This window comes from Citrobacter sp. NCU1 (assembly GCF_010231475.1).
GTDB lineage: Bacteria > Pseudomonadota > Gammaproteobacteria > Enterobacterales > Enterobacteriaceae > Citrobacter_D.
Genome location: NZ_NRDO01000005.1, coordinates 65,973 through 81,254 on the forward strand (window position 1 = coordinate 65,973; position 15,282 = coordinate 81,254).

Annotated in this window: 13 protein-coding genes; 5 read left to right on the top strand and 8 right to left on the bottom strand. The window is 51.5% G+C overall.

Annotated features, from left to right (window positions below; all coding sequences use genetic code 11):
* Window positions 1–49: 49 nt before the first annotated feature.
* The 5 genes from CJP72_RS01930 to CJP72_RS01950 all read right to left on the bottom strand — a co-directional run bounded on the left by CJP72_RS01930 (window position 50) and on the right by CJP72_RS01950 (window position 6,104).
* Window positions 50–1,606, bottom strand: a complete 1,557-nt coding sequence (locus CJP72_RS01930; RefSeq protein ID WP_162379221.1) for a cyclic di-GMP phosphodiesterase — start codon at window positions 1,604–1,606, stop codon at window positions 50–52.
* 189 nt (window positions 1,607–1,795) lie between these two features.
* Window positions 1,796–2,365 carry a bifunctional murein DD-endopeptidase/murein LD-carboxypeptidase gene (mepS, locus tag CJP72_RS01935; RefSeq protein WP_162379222.1) on the bottom strand — a complete coding sequence of 190 codons (570 nt, stop codon included), beginning with the start codon at window positions 2,363–2,365 and terminating at the stop codon, window positions 1,796–1,798.
* Window positions 2,366–2,782: 417 nt separating this feature from the next.
* Entirely contained in the window at window positions 2,783–3,496 is a 714-nt protein-coding gene (locus CJP72_RS01940) for a phosphatase PAP2 family protein (RefSeq protein ID WP_162379287.1), read from the bottom strand.
* A gap of 34 nt (window positions 3,497–3,530) precedes the next feature.
* The gene (locus CJP72_RS01945) at window positions 3,531–4,517 is read right to left on the bottom strand and encodes a GTP-binding protein (protein ID WP_162379223.1); all 987 of its coding nucleotides are present in this window, start codon (window positions 4,515–4,517) and stop codon (window positions 3,531–3,533) included.
* 120 nt (window positions 4,518–4,637) lie between these two features.
* Window positions 4,638–6,104, bottom strand: a complete 1,467-nt coding sequence (locus CJP72_RS01950; RefSeq protein ID WP_162379224.1) for a mannitol dehydrogenase family protein — start codon at window positions 6,102–6,104, stop codon at window positions 4,638–4,640.
* A gap of 204 nt (window positions 6,105–6,308) precedes the next feature.
* On the opposite strand from CJP72_RS01950, the gene uxuA reads away from it, so the two are divergent.
* Window positions 6,309–7,499, top strand: coding sequence for a mannonate dehydratase (uxuA, locus tag CJP72_RS01955; RefSeq protein ID WP_162379225.1), 1,191 nt, complete (start codon window positions 6,309–6,311; stop codon window positions 7,497–7,499).
* A 63-nt stretch (window positions 7,500–7,562) separates the two neighbouring features.
* Here the strand turns inward: uxuA and yeiP are convergent, their stop codons facing one another.
* The gene (gene yeiP, locus CJP72_RS01960) at window positions 7,563–8,135 is read right to left on the bottom strand and encodes an elongation factor P-like protein YeiP (protein WP_135321276.1); all 573 of its coding nucleotides are present in this window, start codon (window positions 8,133–8,135) and stop codon (window positions 7,563–7,565) included.
* A 153-nt stretch (window positions 8,136–8,288) separates the two neighbouring features.
* On the opposite strand from yeiP, the gene CJP72_RS01965 reads away from it, so the two are divergent.
* The gene (locus CJP72_RS01965) at window positions 8,289–8,543 is read left to right on the top strand and encodes a YkgJ family cysteine cluster protein (RefSeq protein ID WP_162379288.1); all 255 of its coding nucleotides are present in this window, start codon (window positions 8,289–8,291) and stop codon (window positions 8,541–8,543) included.
* Here CJP72_RS01965 and setB read toward each other — a convergent pair.
* Window positions 8,540–9,721 carry a sugar efflux transporter SetB gene (gene setB / locus CJP72_RS01970; RefSeq protein WP_162379226.1) on the bottom strand — a complete coding sequence of 394 codons (1,182 nt, stop codon included), beginning with the start codon at window positions 9,719–9,721 and terminating at the stop codon, window positions 8,540–8,542. The genes CJP72_RS01965 and setB overlap by 4 nt on opposite strands.
* 369 nt (window positions 9,722–10,090) lie before the next feature.
* Here setB and fruB point away from each other — a divergent pair, with 369 nt between their 5' ends.
* From fruB to fruA, 3 genes are read left to right on the top strand one after another with little or no spacing between them, the layout of a single operon-like run.
* Window positions 10,091–11,221, top strand: coding sequence for a fused PTS fructose transporter subunit IIA/HPr protein (fruB, locus tag CJP72_RS01975; protein WP_162379227.1), 1,131 nt, complete (start codon window positions 10,091–10,093; stop codon window positions 11,219–11,221).
* Window positions 11,221–12,159 (top strand): 1-phosphofructokinase, encoded by a 939-nt coding sequence (gene fruK / locus CJP72_RS01980; protein ID WP_162379228.1) that lies wholly within the window; start codon window positions 11,221–11,223, stop codon window positions 12,157–12,159. Before fruB ends, fruK begins: the two co-directional genes overlap by 1 nt.
* A 16-nt stretch (window positions 12,160–12,175) precedes the next feature.
* Entirely contained in the window at window positions 12,176–13,867 is a 1,692-nt protein-coding gene (gene fruA, locus CJP72_RS01985; RefSeq protein ID WP_162379229.1) for a PTS fructose transporter subunit IIBC, read from the top strand.
* Window positions 13,868–13,935: 68 nt separating this feature from the next.
* Here fruA and CJP72_RS01990 read toward each other — a convergent pair whose 3' ends face one another.
* Window positions 13,936–15,234 (bottom strand): anaerobic C4-dicarboxylate transporter, encoded by a 1,299-nt coding sequence (locus tag CJP72_RS01990; protein ID WP_162379230.1) that lies wholly within the window; start codon window positions 15,232–15,234, stop codon window positions 13,936–13,938.
* Between the last annotated feature and the right edge of the window lie 48 nt (window positions 15,235–15,282).

Here is a 15,282-nt window from a genome sequence, read left to right on the forward strand (position 1 = left end):
TAAGTGACGTAGCGCGCATTGTGAATCCATTCGACGCAGCAGGTTGTCGTTACCATTTGGGCGTATGGGAAACGGCAAGCCAGAGTAAGAAATCGCTTAGCGGTAAAGGTCGGCTTATCCAGTATCCCTGGAGGAAATTAACACCGTGGTCACGTAGCCATTTTGCCTGCTCAGGGGTTTCAACGCCTTCTGCAACGGTAAGCATATTCAGGCGTTTGGACAGCGTAAGTACGGCGTCGAGCACCGGAGAGGTGACGGTTTCCATACCAATGGCATTAATGAAGCCCCGATCGATTTTTAGGTAGTCCAGCGTGAAGCGTTCCAGATAAATCAGCGCGCTATGGCCCGTCCCGAAATCATCAATAGCAATTTCGAATCCTGCACAATGCAGCCATTCAAACAGTTTCGTGGCTTCCTGGTGTTTGAGCATGTCGCGTTCAGTCATTTCCAGGACTATCTGAAAATGATGCGGCGGTAAAGAGGCATCCAGGCGGCGAATATCGTCTTTAAAGCTCTCGCTGTGCAGATGGTCCGGCGCAATATTGATGCCAAACTTTGTACCGACGGGGAGGACTTTTTGCAATGCAGGCGCGTCGCGGGCAATTAACGCGAACAGGTGTTTTGTCAGCGGCACAATCAGTTGTTGCGTTTCGGCATAATGGATGAAGACGTCGGGCGGAATTTCACCGGCTGTCGGATGGCGCCAGCGTAAGAGGACTTCCAGACCGGTAACCTTCAGAGTTTTAATCTCTACGACGGGTTGGTAAACCACATAAAACTGATTGCGTTTGATCGCCGCGAGAATCTCTTTTCCAGGGCGCGTCCGGATAGAATTGATGTAGTAGCAAAGCAAACCCGCAACGATTCCCCCCATACATCCAAGCATCAGGGCATACCACAAGTCGGTATAAGTCCAGGTGTTCGCATACAGGCGAATTTTCAGGGTGACGCCTTCCACCGCAGCCTCACGTATTGGCGTTTCCGTCAGCTCGTTTAATGTCATTAGATGGGTGGAAAACGTTGAGAGGACGGTATTACCCACAATCAGCGCGATTCCGTCAAAATCTTCTTGTCGGGAGGTGTACAACAGATAAGGCGTCAGATTGATATTGAGTGAGGTGAATACTCCGCTTTCCGGTAACAAAGGATTCTGATACCAAATGACCATTGCGGGTTTGTCCGGCATCATCGGGGTACCGGGCAGTATAGCCATGTCGATTTTTTTTCGCGTGTCGAGGACCGGCACCAGTTCTTTAAGCGCCATATCCATCGTCCCGGTGGCGGAGGAACAGAATGCTTTTTTATCTTTGATGAGCAGAAAAGCGCGCACGTTAAGGCTAAATGCCGCGCGGGAGGTCAGTTCAGGGGCGACTTGCTGACAGGTATTTAACGTCAGCGGCTGGAGCTGATCGGTGGTTGCTTTGAGGTCGGAAAAGTAACTCACCAGGTAGTGTTGTACATCTGAAATCAGGGTGTCGTATTTGGCTTCACGTTTGTGCCATGACATTAAAAACTGCAGACTGCTGATGAGCAATGCGACAACAAGCCCTGTGGCTACACAGGTGAGCAGGATTTTTCTACCGGACGAGGCGCTGCTTGTGAACATATTTCCTGGTTTACCTGATCGTGCCGCTTAGTATTAAACTGATTGATTTACAAGACTATAGCCTGGAACACCTTTCATAGTCATACTTTTCTGCTGGGTATTTTTACCGCGAAAAAAAAGCACTGCGTCTGCAGTGCTTTTTTTATGTGTCTCGTCAGGATAGCCAAGGGATAGCTTTCAAACGAACGGTTAACTGCGGCTCAAAACCCGTCGCGCTTCGTTGTAGCGTTTCTTCCAGTAAGGCTCGTTCATACTGGAGATAATCACGCCACTGCTGGTTGAAGCATGAACAAACTGGTTGTTGCCGATGTAAATACCGACATGACGACCTGTTGAACCTGCGCGGAACAACACCAGATCACCGGTACGCAGATTGCTGCGCGAAACGGATTTGCCCGTTTCCTGTTGCTCGTAGGTTGAGCGTGGAAGCTCTAAGCCAAATTGTTCGCGGAATGTACGTTGTACAAAGCTGGAACAATCAATACCTTTTTTGGTGCTGCCGCCAAGGCGGTAACGCACACCTTTCCAGTCAGCATACTGATCCATAATCCGCGATTTCACATCGAGGTTACGAACCATATTTTCAAATTCATCCTGAGAGGCTTGCAGTGAAGAGTTTTCTCCATTACCCACAGCATGCGTCTCAGAATGCATATTCTTCGCGGTGTTCGTTGTCGTACATGCAGAGAGCAGAATTGCCACTGCTATCGCGGGAATTCCCCGCAAGATATATCTCAAAATCGGTTGAGATCTGACCATTTTGTTTGTTTTCCCTTGAAGTCCTTAACGATAAATATCGTTATAAAAAATGCCAAACGTGACGAGACTAATTACCTACGCATGATGAAACAATTCCTTAAGGTCAAAACTGTGGCGGAACGCACAATTTAATTCATAACGAAAATAATGACCAGGCGAGGCAAAACGTGTTCGAGATTACCCGATCGCTCCTGCTATTGCGAGCGATTTTACGTGATTTTTTATAAGAAAAAGTGATACGGAAATTGAAAAAACAGCATTGTACAAATTAAGTACACACGGGATGAAAAATAGGCAATTTATTAATTTATAACGGGAATGTGATGACCCGTTGTGTGATAGTTTCAGTGATGAATTATCCAGATTTGCCATCAGGAGATAAGAACAATCCCTGATGATAATGTTAATTGCTGTGAGTTATTTGTTTAAAAGTTGTTTGTTTTCGCCGGGAAGGTGGTGATCAAATAAGTAAATAACACGATCGCTTAATGGTGTCATTAACCACCAGGGTAATCCAATCAGTACCACCGTTAGCGAACCCACGACGATATCCGTCAGCCAGTGGGCACCAATCATCACGCGGGGAAACGCAAAAACCACAAATATAATAAGGGCGGTAATGCCGGCGATTTTTCCGAAATATCGCATCATGAATGCTGAAAAAATAAGCAGCATCATTCCGTGATCGCCGGGAAAACTGTCTCTGGAGGCATCCTTGGTGGGAATATGCAGCAGTTCGCTTACGCGAGAGATATTATCAAGCGTGAGCGTCGGACTCGCGCGTGTAACCGGAATCAGCGCCTGGCCCAGTTGATTTAGCACGACGGCGGTCAACAGCATTACCAGGCCCATAATGACAATATGTCGACGGCCTGTGGGCGTCTCTTTAAGCCAAAAGCTCAACATCAGACAACCCATTGCCAGCAGCGAACAACCGTCAAACGCCCGATTATTGGTAATGGCGACCGCCCACAGGAATGCGCGGTTTTCACCCAGCTTGTGATTGAAAAAACGAAAGACCTCGACGTCGAGGAAGGACCAGATGCCGTGATTAGCAGGCAGATACCATGACAAAAACAACGTCAGTCCCAGGAGATTCAGCAGAAATATGAGGGGATACCGGGTTTTCATCATCGTTTCGCCGTTCAAAAAATCGGAGGAAACCTTACGCGTTTTCAGCTAAACGAAGCTTCAACAATGCCGTCTGTAGTGCATTCCAGTCGGTATCCGAGTTAGTGATCAGTTCGATGCGACTGTCTGGCGGCGCGACATTTTGTGTCTCAATATGCAGGTCATCCCCCTGGCGGTTAATACGCACTAATCCTTCTTTTATACGCAGCACTCCTTTGACTCGCGCAACCGGTGCCAGGCGCGCCCATTCCAGCAGGCCGATGGTGTCGAACACGGTTTCTGCATCGAAAATCCAGCCGCAGGCCTGGTAACCCTGACCACTGTTCAGGCTACGACGCCAGCGCTGTTGCGCCGGTAAACTCAGCGCCGCAAGCCCTTTTTTGTCTGCGTGCTGGTGGGCGTGCGCGGCACTGGAGGGCAGTTCTGCCAGGTTTAGGCGGGGCAAGTCCAGCCAGTGGCCTTCTATTTTCCCCTGTTCGGTATGGATCAGCTGACGATGGCCGCCATATTGCTGCCACCAGGCGTGCAGCGCAGCCTGACTCTCGGGTGTGGCGCGATCGGACTTGTTCGCCACAATGATATCAGCGGCCGCCAACTGATCGCGGAAGTTCTCGTTGGCCACGCTTTTTTCATCCAGTAAAAGACGCGGATCAAGTACGCAAAGCGTGGCGCGAAGATCGATCCACGGTTCGTAAACGGGGGCAGTGAGCAGATCCAGAATCTGTTTGGGATGTCCAAGCCCTGTGGGTTCAATCAGTAATCGATCGGGTTTCCCCTGACGTAGAAGGGTATTCAACCCGACCTGCATGGGTAGGCCGTTAACGCAACACATGCAACCACCAGGGATCTCTTTTAGCAGCGCACCGCTGTCAGCGAGCAGGGCGCCATCAATGCCGACTTCGCCAAACTCATTGACCAGCACAGCCCATTTTTCCGCCGGGTCTTTATTCGCTAATAGATGAAGAATGGAAGTGGTTTTTCCGCTACCGAGAAAACCGGTAATGAGGTTGGTTTTGGTCACATCTGCTCCAGAATGATTCGATACCCTAACGGTTTCCCGTCATCCTGGCGAAAAAAAGAGGAAAAGAGAAGGGGGGGAGCGGATGAAGAAACTCATCACCCGCGTTAATGGCAGAAATTGTTAATTTTTTAACGTGTCGATGATGGCCTGATGCGCCCCTTGTTGCGCAATACGTTGCCAGGCGTGTTCAATCGCTTGTACAAATTGCCGGTTTTCCACGAGGTCGGTCGCGAAAATGTCGTGTAATGAAAGCAACGCGGACACTCTTCGCGTCTCGCAACTGTTTTCAACAAGGGCGCGGATTTTTTCGCTTAGTGGGTCGCGAACATCAATTGGCGCTCCTGCATCATCCACCCCGCTGACGTAACGCATCCAGCCAGCGATGCCCAGCGCCAGTAACGGCCAGTCACTTTGACGCGCCAAATGTACGCGAATACCGTCCAGCATACGCTGCGGTAACTTTTGGCTACCGTCCATCGCAATCTGCCAGGTTTTGTGTTTCAGCGCCGGATTAGCAAAGCGCTCGAGCAGGCTGTTGGCGTACTGAGCAAGATCAACCTCGGTGATGCGCAATGTCGGTGCCTGTTCCTCTATCATCAAACGGTATGCTGCCTCGCGAAATGCGCTGTCCTCCATGCAGTCGCTGATATGCCGGAACCCCGCCAGATACCCGAGATAGGCCAGAAACGAGTGGCTGCCATTTAGCATACGTAATTTCATTTGTTCCCACGGCAACACATCCGTCACCATCTGCACGCCAGCGGCTTCCCACTGCGGGCGACCGGCGACAAAGTTATCTTCGATTACCCACTGAATGAAGGGTTCACAACTGATCGCGCAGGGGTCTGACACGCCCAGTTCGCCGGTAATTTCGGCCAGAGATTCTGCTGTGGCGGCAGGAACAATTCTGTCCACCATCGTGCCAGGAAAACTGACCTGTTCCGCAATCCATTTCGCCAATTCTGCTGAACGTTTTGCCGCCATTCCCAGCACGGCGTTTTTCACGACATGGCCGTTGTCCGGGATGTTATCGCACGAAAGCACGGTAAAAGGCTTCAAACCACGTTCACGTCTGCGATGCAGGGCTTCAACGAGAATACCCGGTGCAGAGTGAGGTTCTGATGGGTTTTGTATATCGTGGAGGATACGGGGGTTTGTTTCGTCAAGTGAACCGGTCGCCGGATCAATGCAATACCCTTTTTCAGTGATTGTCAGAGAAACGATCGCCACCTGCGGTTCACAAAATTTTTCGATAATCGCGGCGAGTGAATCCAGCTTTGCGTTCAAACACTCATTAACGGCACCGATAATAATGGCCTGGTTGCCGTGCGCGCCTTTCTCCAGCACGGTATAGAGATGATCTTGCGCGCGTAGGTCGCTCATCAATTGTTCGCCGCTAAACAGGCTGATCTCACAAATACCCCAGTCACCGCCGTGTGAATTCAGCACCCTGTCCGTCAGTAACGCCTGATGGGCTCGGTGAAAAGCGCCAAAGCCAAAATGGACGATCCGTGTTTGCAACTGTCGGCGATCGTATTGTGGCAACAGCACATTTTCCGGAAGTTGAACGGAAGCAATAGTATTCATTAAGCACACACCTGATTAACCATAAATTAACAACACCAGTGTAAAGTTATATGACAACAAATTAAATTGGTATGCCGTATTTGTCCGTGGAATGTGAGCTGGATCAATCAAACATGGGTGTTGTATTGATCATTAGTGAGAGACATGTATGGTAGTCGTCATTCGGGTAATTTAATTTGGTATAACAACTTGTGAGGTGAAGCAATGGAACAAACCTGGCGTTGGTACGGACCTAACGATCCGGTATCTCTTGATGATGTGCGTCAGGCTGGCGCAACGGGCGTTGTGACCGCATTGCACCACATTCCGAATGGTGAAGTGTGGCCAGTCGAAGAAATTCAAAAACGTCAGGCGATTCTGGCGGAGAAAGGGTTGACATGGTCTGTGGTGGAAAGTATTCCGGTGCACGAAGACATCAAAACCCGCTCCGGGCAGTACCAGACGTGGATTGCAAACTATCAGCAGAGTATCCGTAACCTGGCGACATGCGGGATTGATACCGTATGCTACAACTTCATGCCGATCCTCGACTGGACGCGTACCGATCTTGAGTATGCATTGCCGGACGGCTCTAAAGCGCTGCGCTTCGACCAGATTGCTTTTGCGGCGTTTGAACTGCACATTCTGAAACGTGAAGGCGCGCAGGCCGATTACACAGAAGAAGAGCAGCGCCAGGCGCTGGTGTACTTCAATGCCATGACCGCAGCCGATATTGAGAAGCTGACGCGTAATATTATCGCCGGTTTACCGGGCGCTGAAGAGGGTTACACGCTGGACCAGTTCCGCGCACGCCTGACGGAATATGATGGCATCAGTAAAGACGATCTGCGTGACAATATGGCGGTATTTCTGCGCGCAATCGTACCGGTCGCGGAAGAGGCGGGAGTCCGTCTGGCGGTGCATCCGGACGATCCGCCGCGCCCGATCCTGGGGTTGCCGCGTATCGTCTCTACCATTGAAGACATGCAGTGGTTGAAAGAGACCGTCGACAGCATTCACAACGGCTTTACGATGTGTACTGGCTCTTACGGTGTGCGTGCTGACAACGATCTGGTGAAAATGATTGAAACCTTCGGCGATCGTATTCATTTTACCCACCTGCGTTCCACGTGCCGTGAAGATAATCCAAAAACCTTCCATGAAGGCGCACACCTGCAGGGTGATGTCGATATGGTGGCCGTGGTCACGGCGATCCTGACGGAAGAACAGCGTCGTAAGAAAGCAGGCGATCTGCGTCCCATTCCGATGCGCCCGGATCATGGTCATCAGATGCTTGACGATCTGCACAAGAAAACCAATCCGGGTTATTCCGCGATTGGTCGCCTGAAAGGGCTGGCTGAGGTTCGCGGGGTCGAACTGGCGTTGAAACAAACGCAGTTCCGCGATCTGCTGTAAATCAACAATAAAAAAGGACGGGGCTGATGCGCCGTCCTTTTTTACATTTAGAGTGCCGCTGGCTCAGTCAGCACGACCCATATAGCGGCGTTCTTCAATATGGATGCGGATTTTTTCTCCGGCGCTCAGGTATTCAGGAACCTGAATCACCAGACCGGTACTCAGCGTCGCAGGCTTGTTGCGAGCACTTGCGGAAGCGCCTTTGATGCCAGGTGCTGTTTCAACAATTTCCAGATCAACCGTCTGCGGCAGTTCAAGCGCCAGCAGTTGTCCATCCCAAATCAGAACCTGCATATCAGGCATGCCGCCTTCCGGGATGAACAGCAGTTCTTCTTCAATCTGATCTTTGGTGAAGGTATATGGGGTATAGTCTTCTTTGTCCATGAACACGTATTCGTTGCCATCGACGTAGGAGAAATCAACGCCGCGACGGCTCAGGGTCACGGTATCCACAATGTCGTCGCCCTTGAAACGTTCTTCGACTTTCAAGCCAGTCCGCACATCAGAAAAACGCATCTTGTACAGTGTTGCAGCACCGCGGGCGGAAGGTGACTGAATATCAATATCTTTTACAATCAGCAGCTTGCCATTGTAATTCAGTACCATACCTTTTTTAATTTCGTTCGCTCTTGGCATCGAAAAAATCCTGTAGTGAAGAATGTCAAAAATATCGCGTCAAACTACTCGCGGCCGGTCATTCAGGCAAGCAGAATTCTCACTTTTGCTGGTGCAAAAAAGGTGATACTGTTCGCTGCCTTCGATCCGGTGGTTAATAAAAGAGAAAACAGTATGGAATGCCGTCCGGATTGTGGGGCATGTTGCACGGCCCCTTCAATTTCCAGTCCCATCCCTGGTATGCCTGACGGCAAGCCAGCGAACACCCCTTGTATCCAGCTTGACGACCGTCTGCGCTGTAAGATTTTTGCTTCTCCGCTGCGGCCAAAAGTCTGCGCGGGATTACAACCCAGTACAGAAATGTGTGGGCAATCTGCGCAACAGGCGATGACGTTTCTGATCGCGCTGGAAGCGCTTACGGCGCCTTAAACATCTTTAATCCGCATCAGACAACCCATTGTGACGACGATCATCACCAGGGCGAACCAAAAGACGGAATGAAAACTCCAGATCTCTGTTGCAATGCCAGCCAGAGAACCGGCAATAATCCAGCCAACACGAATCGTATTGGTGTAGAGCGTTGTGGCTGACCCTGCCTGACCCGGCATTAAATCCTGAAAATAGAGCATGCCGATCCCACCCAATATCCCGATATAAATGGCGTTCAGCAATTGTAAGCCCAGCAACACCGCAGGGGAGTGTGCCAGCAACATTCCTGCGTAAAAGCAGAACCCCGCAACGATAGCAATACGCATCAGGAGACGTTTGCCCAGCCGTTTCGCAAAATACCCAGCAATCAGCATCGTCGGGATTTCTAACCCTGCAGCCGTGCCCATCATGATACCTGCCAGCTTCTCAGGCAGATGTAATTCATTGATGATAAACAGCGGCATATTAATGATATAGAGGCTGTTGGTGCCCCACATGAGTGTGCAGATAATAAAAAGCAGCAATGTATCGCGACGATTGCGCCGGGGGGCTTGCAGGGTGCCGGTCGCCAGAGGCGTCTCTTTGCGCATGGACGGTAAAAACAGCCATACCATTACGCCGCAGACGACAAACGCCACCGCCGCGCTCAGGTACATGACAGTGAAGCTGAATCCCATCGCCAGCGCATAGGCCAGCGGCGGACCGATCACCCACGCCAGCGAAACCTGTGCGCGTAATATGGAGCTGAACATCACGGCTTCGCGGCCAGTCCTGTCGGCATGTTCGCGGGCGAGAGCGAACATTTGCGGGTTGGCCGTTGAACCAAAACTGCTGAGGAAAACGCCGACAAACAGCAGAATAAAGTAGTTACGGTTCCAGGCGAACAACACGCAGGCCAGCATCCCCAGTGCGCAGCAAAAAACGATCAAACTTTTGCGATCGCCTTTCTTATCCGAACGCCCCGCCAGAAACTGACTGACCAGAATGCCGATCACCGCACTTCCGGTAAAAAAGAAACCGACCATTGCCGGACGGGCATGAACTTCGTCAGTGAGAAAGAGGCTCAGCGTTGGTGTCTGTAACGCTCCGGCGATACCGGTGAGAAAAGCGACGAGCAGAAACGCCCACGACGTCAGATCAAACGTTTTCGGCGTGGCGGCAACGGGGGTGTTATGCATGTTTTTAGATCAATAATGTGATGAGACGCGGAGTTTACGCTGCTCGTTAAAAAATAAACAGATACCTAAATCAAAATCGCCACGAAAAATCAAAATGTCATTTCACTCTTTTTATCCCCGATGCTGACGTTGCTGAAATAGGGGGCGTCTCTGCGGATTTTGCGTCAGCAAAACGTATGGCAAGACTAAAAAAATGTGGTTTGTATCTAAATTTTTTCATCAAAAGTGTCGCTTTACTTGCGTACTGACGCAGAAAGAGTAAGACTTATTGAAACGTTTCAGCGCTGTCTTGTTCGTAATGATAAACCAGATCAGCGTCTTTTTTCTCATAGTGGCTGAATCGTTTCAATTCAGCAGGAGAGGAGAACCATGTTCCAGTTATCTGTTCAGGATATTCATCCGGGCAAGCAGGCCGGAAACAAAGAAGAGGCCATTCGTCAGGTTGCTGCGGCATTAGGGCAGGCGGGCAATGTGGCGGAGGGTTACGTTGCCGGCATGCTGGCGCGTGAGCAACAGACATCCACCTTCCTCGGCAATGGGATCGCCATTCCGCACGGCACCACGGACACACGCGATCAGGTATTGAAAACTGGCGTTCAGGTGTTTCAGTTTCCAGATGGCGTGACCTGGGGAGAGGGACAGGTTGCTTATGTGGCGATAGGTATTGCCGCCAGCTCCGATGAACATCTTGGGCTGCTGCGTCAACTGACGCATGTTCTCAGTGATGATTCTGTAGCTGAACAGCTGAAATCAGCCACGACGGCTGATGAGCTTCGCGCATTGCTGATGGGAGAAAAGCAGAGTGAACAGCTAAAGCTTGATAACGAAACCCTGATGCTGGACGTCGAGGCTCGCGATCTGTTGACGCTACAGGCACTTAATGCGGCGCGTCTGAAAGAAGCCGGAGCGGTGGATGCGGAATTTGTCGCCAACGCGATTAACGAGCACCCCATGAATCTGGGCCAGGGGATCTGGCTGAATGACAGCGCGACCGGCAATGTGCGTAGCGCTATCGCCGTCAGCCGTGCAATCCGCGAATTTGCGGTGCAAGGCGAATCGGCCGCCATGTTGGTGACTGTCGCGATGAATGACGATCAGCCTGTCGCAATCCTTAAGCGTCTTGGCGATCTGCTGTTGGACAACAAAGCTGACCGATTGCTGAAAGCAGATGCCGCAACTGTGCTGGCACTGCTGACCAGCGATGAAACATTGACTGATGATGTACAGAGCGCTGAGTTTGTCGTGCGCAATGAGCATGGCTTACATGCCCGTCCTGGAACCCTGTTAGTCAATACCATTAAACAATTTAATAGTGAAATTACAGTGACAAATCTTGATGGAACCGGAAAACCGGCGAATGGACGCAGTTTGATGAAAGTGGTTGCGTTAGGCGTGAAAAAAGGCCACCGCCTGCGTTTCACCGCTCAGGGGGCAGATGCTGAACAGGCGCTGAAAGCGATTGGCGATGCCATCGCGGCGGGTCTTGGGGAGGGCGCATAATGAGCAGACGTGTTGCTACCATCACCCTGAATCCGGCTTATGACCTGGTGGGTTTTTGCCCGGAAATTGAACGGAGTGAAGTTAACCTCGTGAAGACCACTGGCCTGCATGCGGCAGGCAAAGGCATCAATGTCGCCAAAGTGTTGAAAGATTTAGGTATCGATGTCACGGTCGGCGGTTTCCTGGGCAAAGATAACCAGGATGGCTTTCAGCAATTGTTCAGCGAACTGGGCATTGCCAACCGTTTTCAGGTCGTGCAGGGCCGTACCCGCATTAACGTCAAACTGACCGAGAAAGACGGTGAAGTGACCGACTTCAACTTCTCCGGTTTTGAAGTGACGCCAACGGACTGGGAACGTTTCGTTAACGATTCGCTAAGTTGGTTGGGTCAGTTTGACATGGTCTGCGTCAGCGGCAGCCTGCCATCAGGTGTTAGCCCTGAAGCATTCACTGACTGGATGAAGCGCCTGCGTAGTCAGTGTCCATGCATTATCTTTGATAGTAGTCGTGAAGCCTTAGTCGCCGGGCTGAAAGCGGCTCCCTGGTTGGTAAAACCCAACCGTCGTGAGCTGGAGATCTGGGCTGGCCGTAAGCTGCCAGAGATGAAAGATGTTATCGATGCAGCACACGCTCTGCGCGAACAAGGGATCGCCCATGTGGTGATTTCGTTGGGGGCGGAAGGTGCGTTGTGGGTAAATGCGTCAGGTGAGTGGATCGCCAAACCGCCGTCTGTTGAGGTGGTGAGTACCGTTGGCGCGGGGGATTCGATGGTTGGCGGTCTGATTTATGGCCTGCTGATGCGCGAGTCCAGTGAACATACGTTGCGTCTGGCGACAGCGGTTGCTGCCCTGGCCGTAAGTCAAAGCAATGTGGGCATCACCGATCGTCCTCAGTTGGCCGCAATGATGGCGAGGGTCGATTTACAACCGTTTAATTGACAGCAGGAGAAGCAGAATGAAAACGCTGCTGATTATTGACGCTAATCTTGGCCAGGCTCGCGCTTATATGGCGAAAACCCTGCTCGGAGCAGCGGCACGTAAAGCAAAACTGGAAATTATCGACAATCCGAATGACGCCGAACTGGCCATCATCTTAGGAGAAACCGTTCCAAATGACAGTTCGCTAAACGGTAAAAAAGTCTGGCTGGGTGATATCGCACGCGCTGTCTCGCATCCGGAACTGTTTCTGAGCGAAGCGAAAGGTCATGCCAAACCCTACAGCGCGCCGGTAACGGCGGCTCCTGCGCTTGTCGCCAGCGGACCGAAACGGGTTGTGGCGGTAACGGCGTGTCCGACGGGCGTCGCTCATACGTTTATGGCGGCGGAAGCTATTGAAACTGAAGCGAAAAAACGCGGGTGGTGGGTTAAGGTTGAAACTCGTGGTTCTGTCGGCGCCGGAAACGCTATCACCCCGGAAGAGGTGGCGCAGGCGGATCTGGTGATTGTGGCAGCGGATATTGAAGTTGACCTGGCGAAGTTTGCGGGAAAACCGATGTACCGTACGTCGACGGGGCTGGCGTTGAAAAAAACAGCGCAAGAACTGGATAAAGCGGTCGTTGAGGCCGTGCCGTATCAGCCCGCAGGGAACACACAGGCGGCAGGATCGGAAGGCAAAAAAGAGGGGGCGGGGGCCTATCGTCACCTGCTGACTGGCGTGTCTTATATGTTGCCAATGGTTGTTGCGGGGGGATTGTGTATTGCGTTGTCCTTCGCATTTGGTATTGAGGCATTTAAAGAGCAAGGAACGCTGGCCGCGGCGCTAATGCAGATTGGCGGTGGTTCGGCCTTCGCGCTGATGGTGCCGGTTCTGGCCGGGTACATCGCCTTCTCAATTGCGGATCGTCCGGGTCTGACGCCAGGTCTTATCGGCGGTATGCTGGCCGTGAGTACCGGTTCCGGCTTTATTGGTGGGATCATTGCCGGCTTCCTGGCGGGTTATATTGCGAAACTGATTAGCACCAGGCTGAAACTTCCGCAGAGCATGGAAGCGCTGAAACCTATCCTGATCATTCCGTTAATTTCCAGTTTGGTTGTCGGTCTGGCGATGATCTACCTCATCGGTAAACCCGTTGCCGGTATTCTGGAAGGGCTGACTCACTGGCTACAAACGATGGGGACAGCGAACGCAGTGCTGCTCGGCGCTATTTTGGGTGGCATGATGTGTACCGACATGGGCGGTCCGGTCAACAAAGCGGCCTATGCGTTTGGTGTTGGCCTGCTCAGTACACAAACCTATGCGCCGATGGCGGCGATTATGGCGGCAGGTATGGTTCCACCGCTGGCATTGGGACTGGCGACGCTGGTTGCGCGCAGTAAGTTCGATATAGCGCAGCGTGAAGGGGGGAAAGCCGCGTTAGTGTTGGGGTTGTGCTTCATCACTGAGGGGGCAATTCCCTTCGCTGCGCGGGATCCGATGCGTGTTCTGCCGTGCTGTATCGTCGGTGGTGCATTGACGGGCGCTTTCTCTATGGCAATAGGCGCGAAACTGATGGCACCCCACGGCGGCCTGTTTGTTCTGCTGATTCCTGGCGCAATTACGCCGGTGCTGGGATACCTGATGGCTATCGTTGCCGGTACGCTGGTGGCGGGGCTGGGATATGCTTTCCTGAAGCGTCCGGAAACAGAGGCTGTCGAAAAAGCCGCCTGATTTTCCATAAAACTCGCAGAAAAAGGGCAGAGATTTCTCTGCCCTTTTTTGTGTGCGTAAGCGACTGATTAGGCCAGCATTGGGGCAATAACGAAGCCAAAGGCCACACCGGCAATAATGCCGCCCAAACCGGGTAACATAAATGGATGATTTAACACATATTTCCCTACACGTGTTGTCCCTGTGGTATCAAACTCCATCGCTGCCAGTGAGGTGGGATACGTTGGAAGCACGAAAACCCCAGTAACGGCGACATAGGAGGCCAGAATGGCCCAGGTCGGGACATCGAGCGCCACAGCAAGCGGGATAATCAGCGGAGTGGTTGCTCCCTGGGAATAAAGAAGGGCGCAGGTACCGAATAACACCAGTGCCAGTAGCATCGGATATGCCTGCAAAATATCGCCAGCGATTTCTTTTATTTCAGTTATATGTGCGTCTATCAATGTCGTCCCCAGCGTCACAATCCCAAGGATTACCGCCAGTGAACTCATACCAGAGCGAAATGTTGATGTCATTACAATGGCATCGGTCGATGCTTTGCACAATACGACCATCAGGCAAGCGGCAGATAGCATGCAAATAATGATGATATCTCGCGTGGCCATCGGTTTGCCGAGATCAAATCCTGGGCGCAACTGGGGGAAAGCGGCGAGAATGACGATGGCAACGGTAGCAAACAGGAACAGCGCGACAGAAAGTTTGGCGCCAGGCGTTGTGTTCGCTTTGTTTTCATACTTTCTCACCAGTCCTTTCTGAAGACGTTCCAGATAAACTTCGTCATCCTGTAATTCACATCCCTGACGTGAGGCGATGAAAGCAGCCACCATTGCAGCAACAAAAGAAGCGGGGAGGCATACTGACATCACCTGAATAAAACTGATGCTATTACCTTCCATTATGGTGAGCATCGCGGCCATCGCGGCACTGATTGGTGAACCAGAAATGGCGATTTGCGATGCGACAACGGAACCCGCGAGTGTGCGAGAAGGCCTGATGCCAGATTCCTTCGCCACTTCAGCAATCACGGGAAGCGTCGAGAAAACGATAAATCCTGTGCCCGCCATGATGGTCATAGACCAGGTAATTATCGGTGCAATGATGTTGATATATTTAGGATTACGTCGCATAAAATTCCCTGCAACGCGAACCAGATAATCCATCCCGCCTGCGGCCTGTAGCGCAGATGCGGCGACGACAACAGTCATGATAATCAGAATAACGTCTACCGGAGGAGAGCCGATGGGAAGGCCAAGCCCCAGAGTGAGAATGGCGAGCCCGAGGCCACCACACAAACCGATACCTATTCCACCCAGGCGAATACCAAAAAATATTGCGCCTAACACCACTATAATTTCGAGCCAAATCATGATTGCCTCCGATGGATAGTTATTATCCGTAAAAGAGTGAATGGTTAT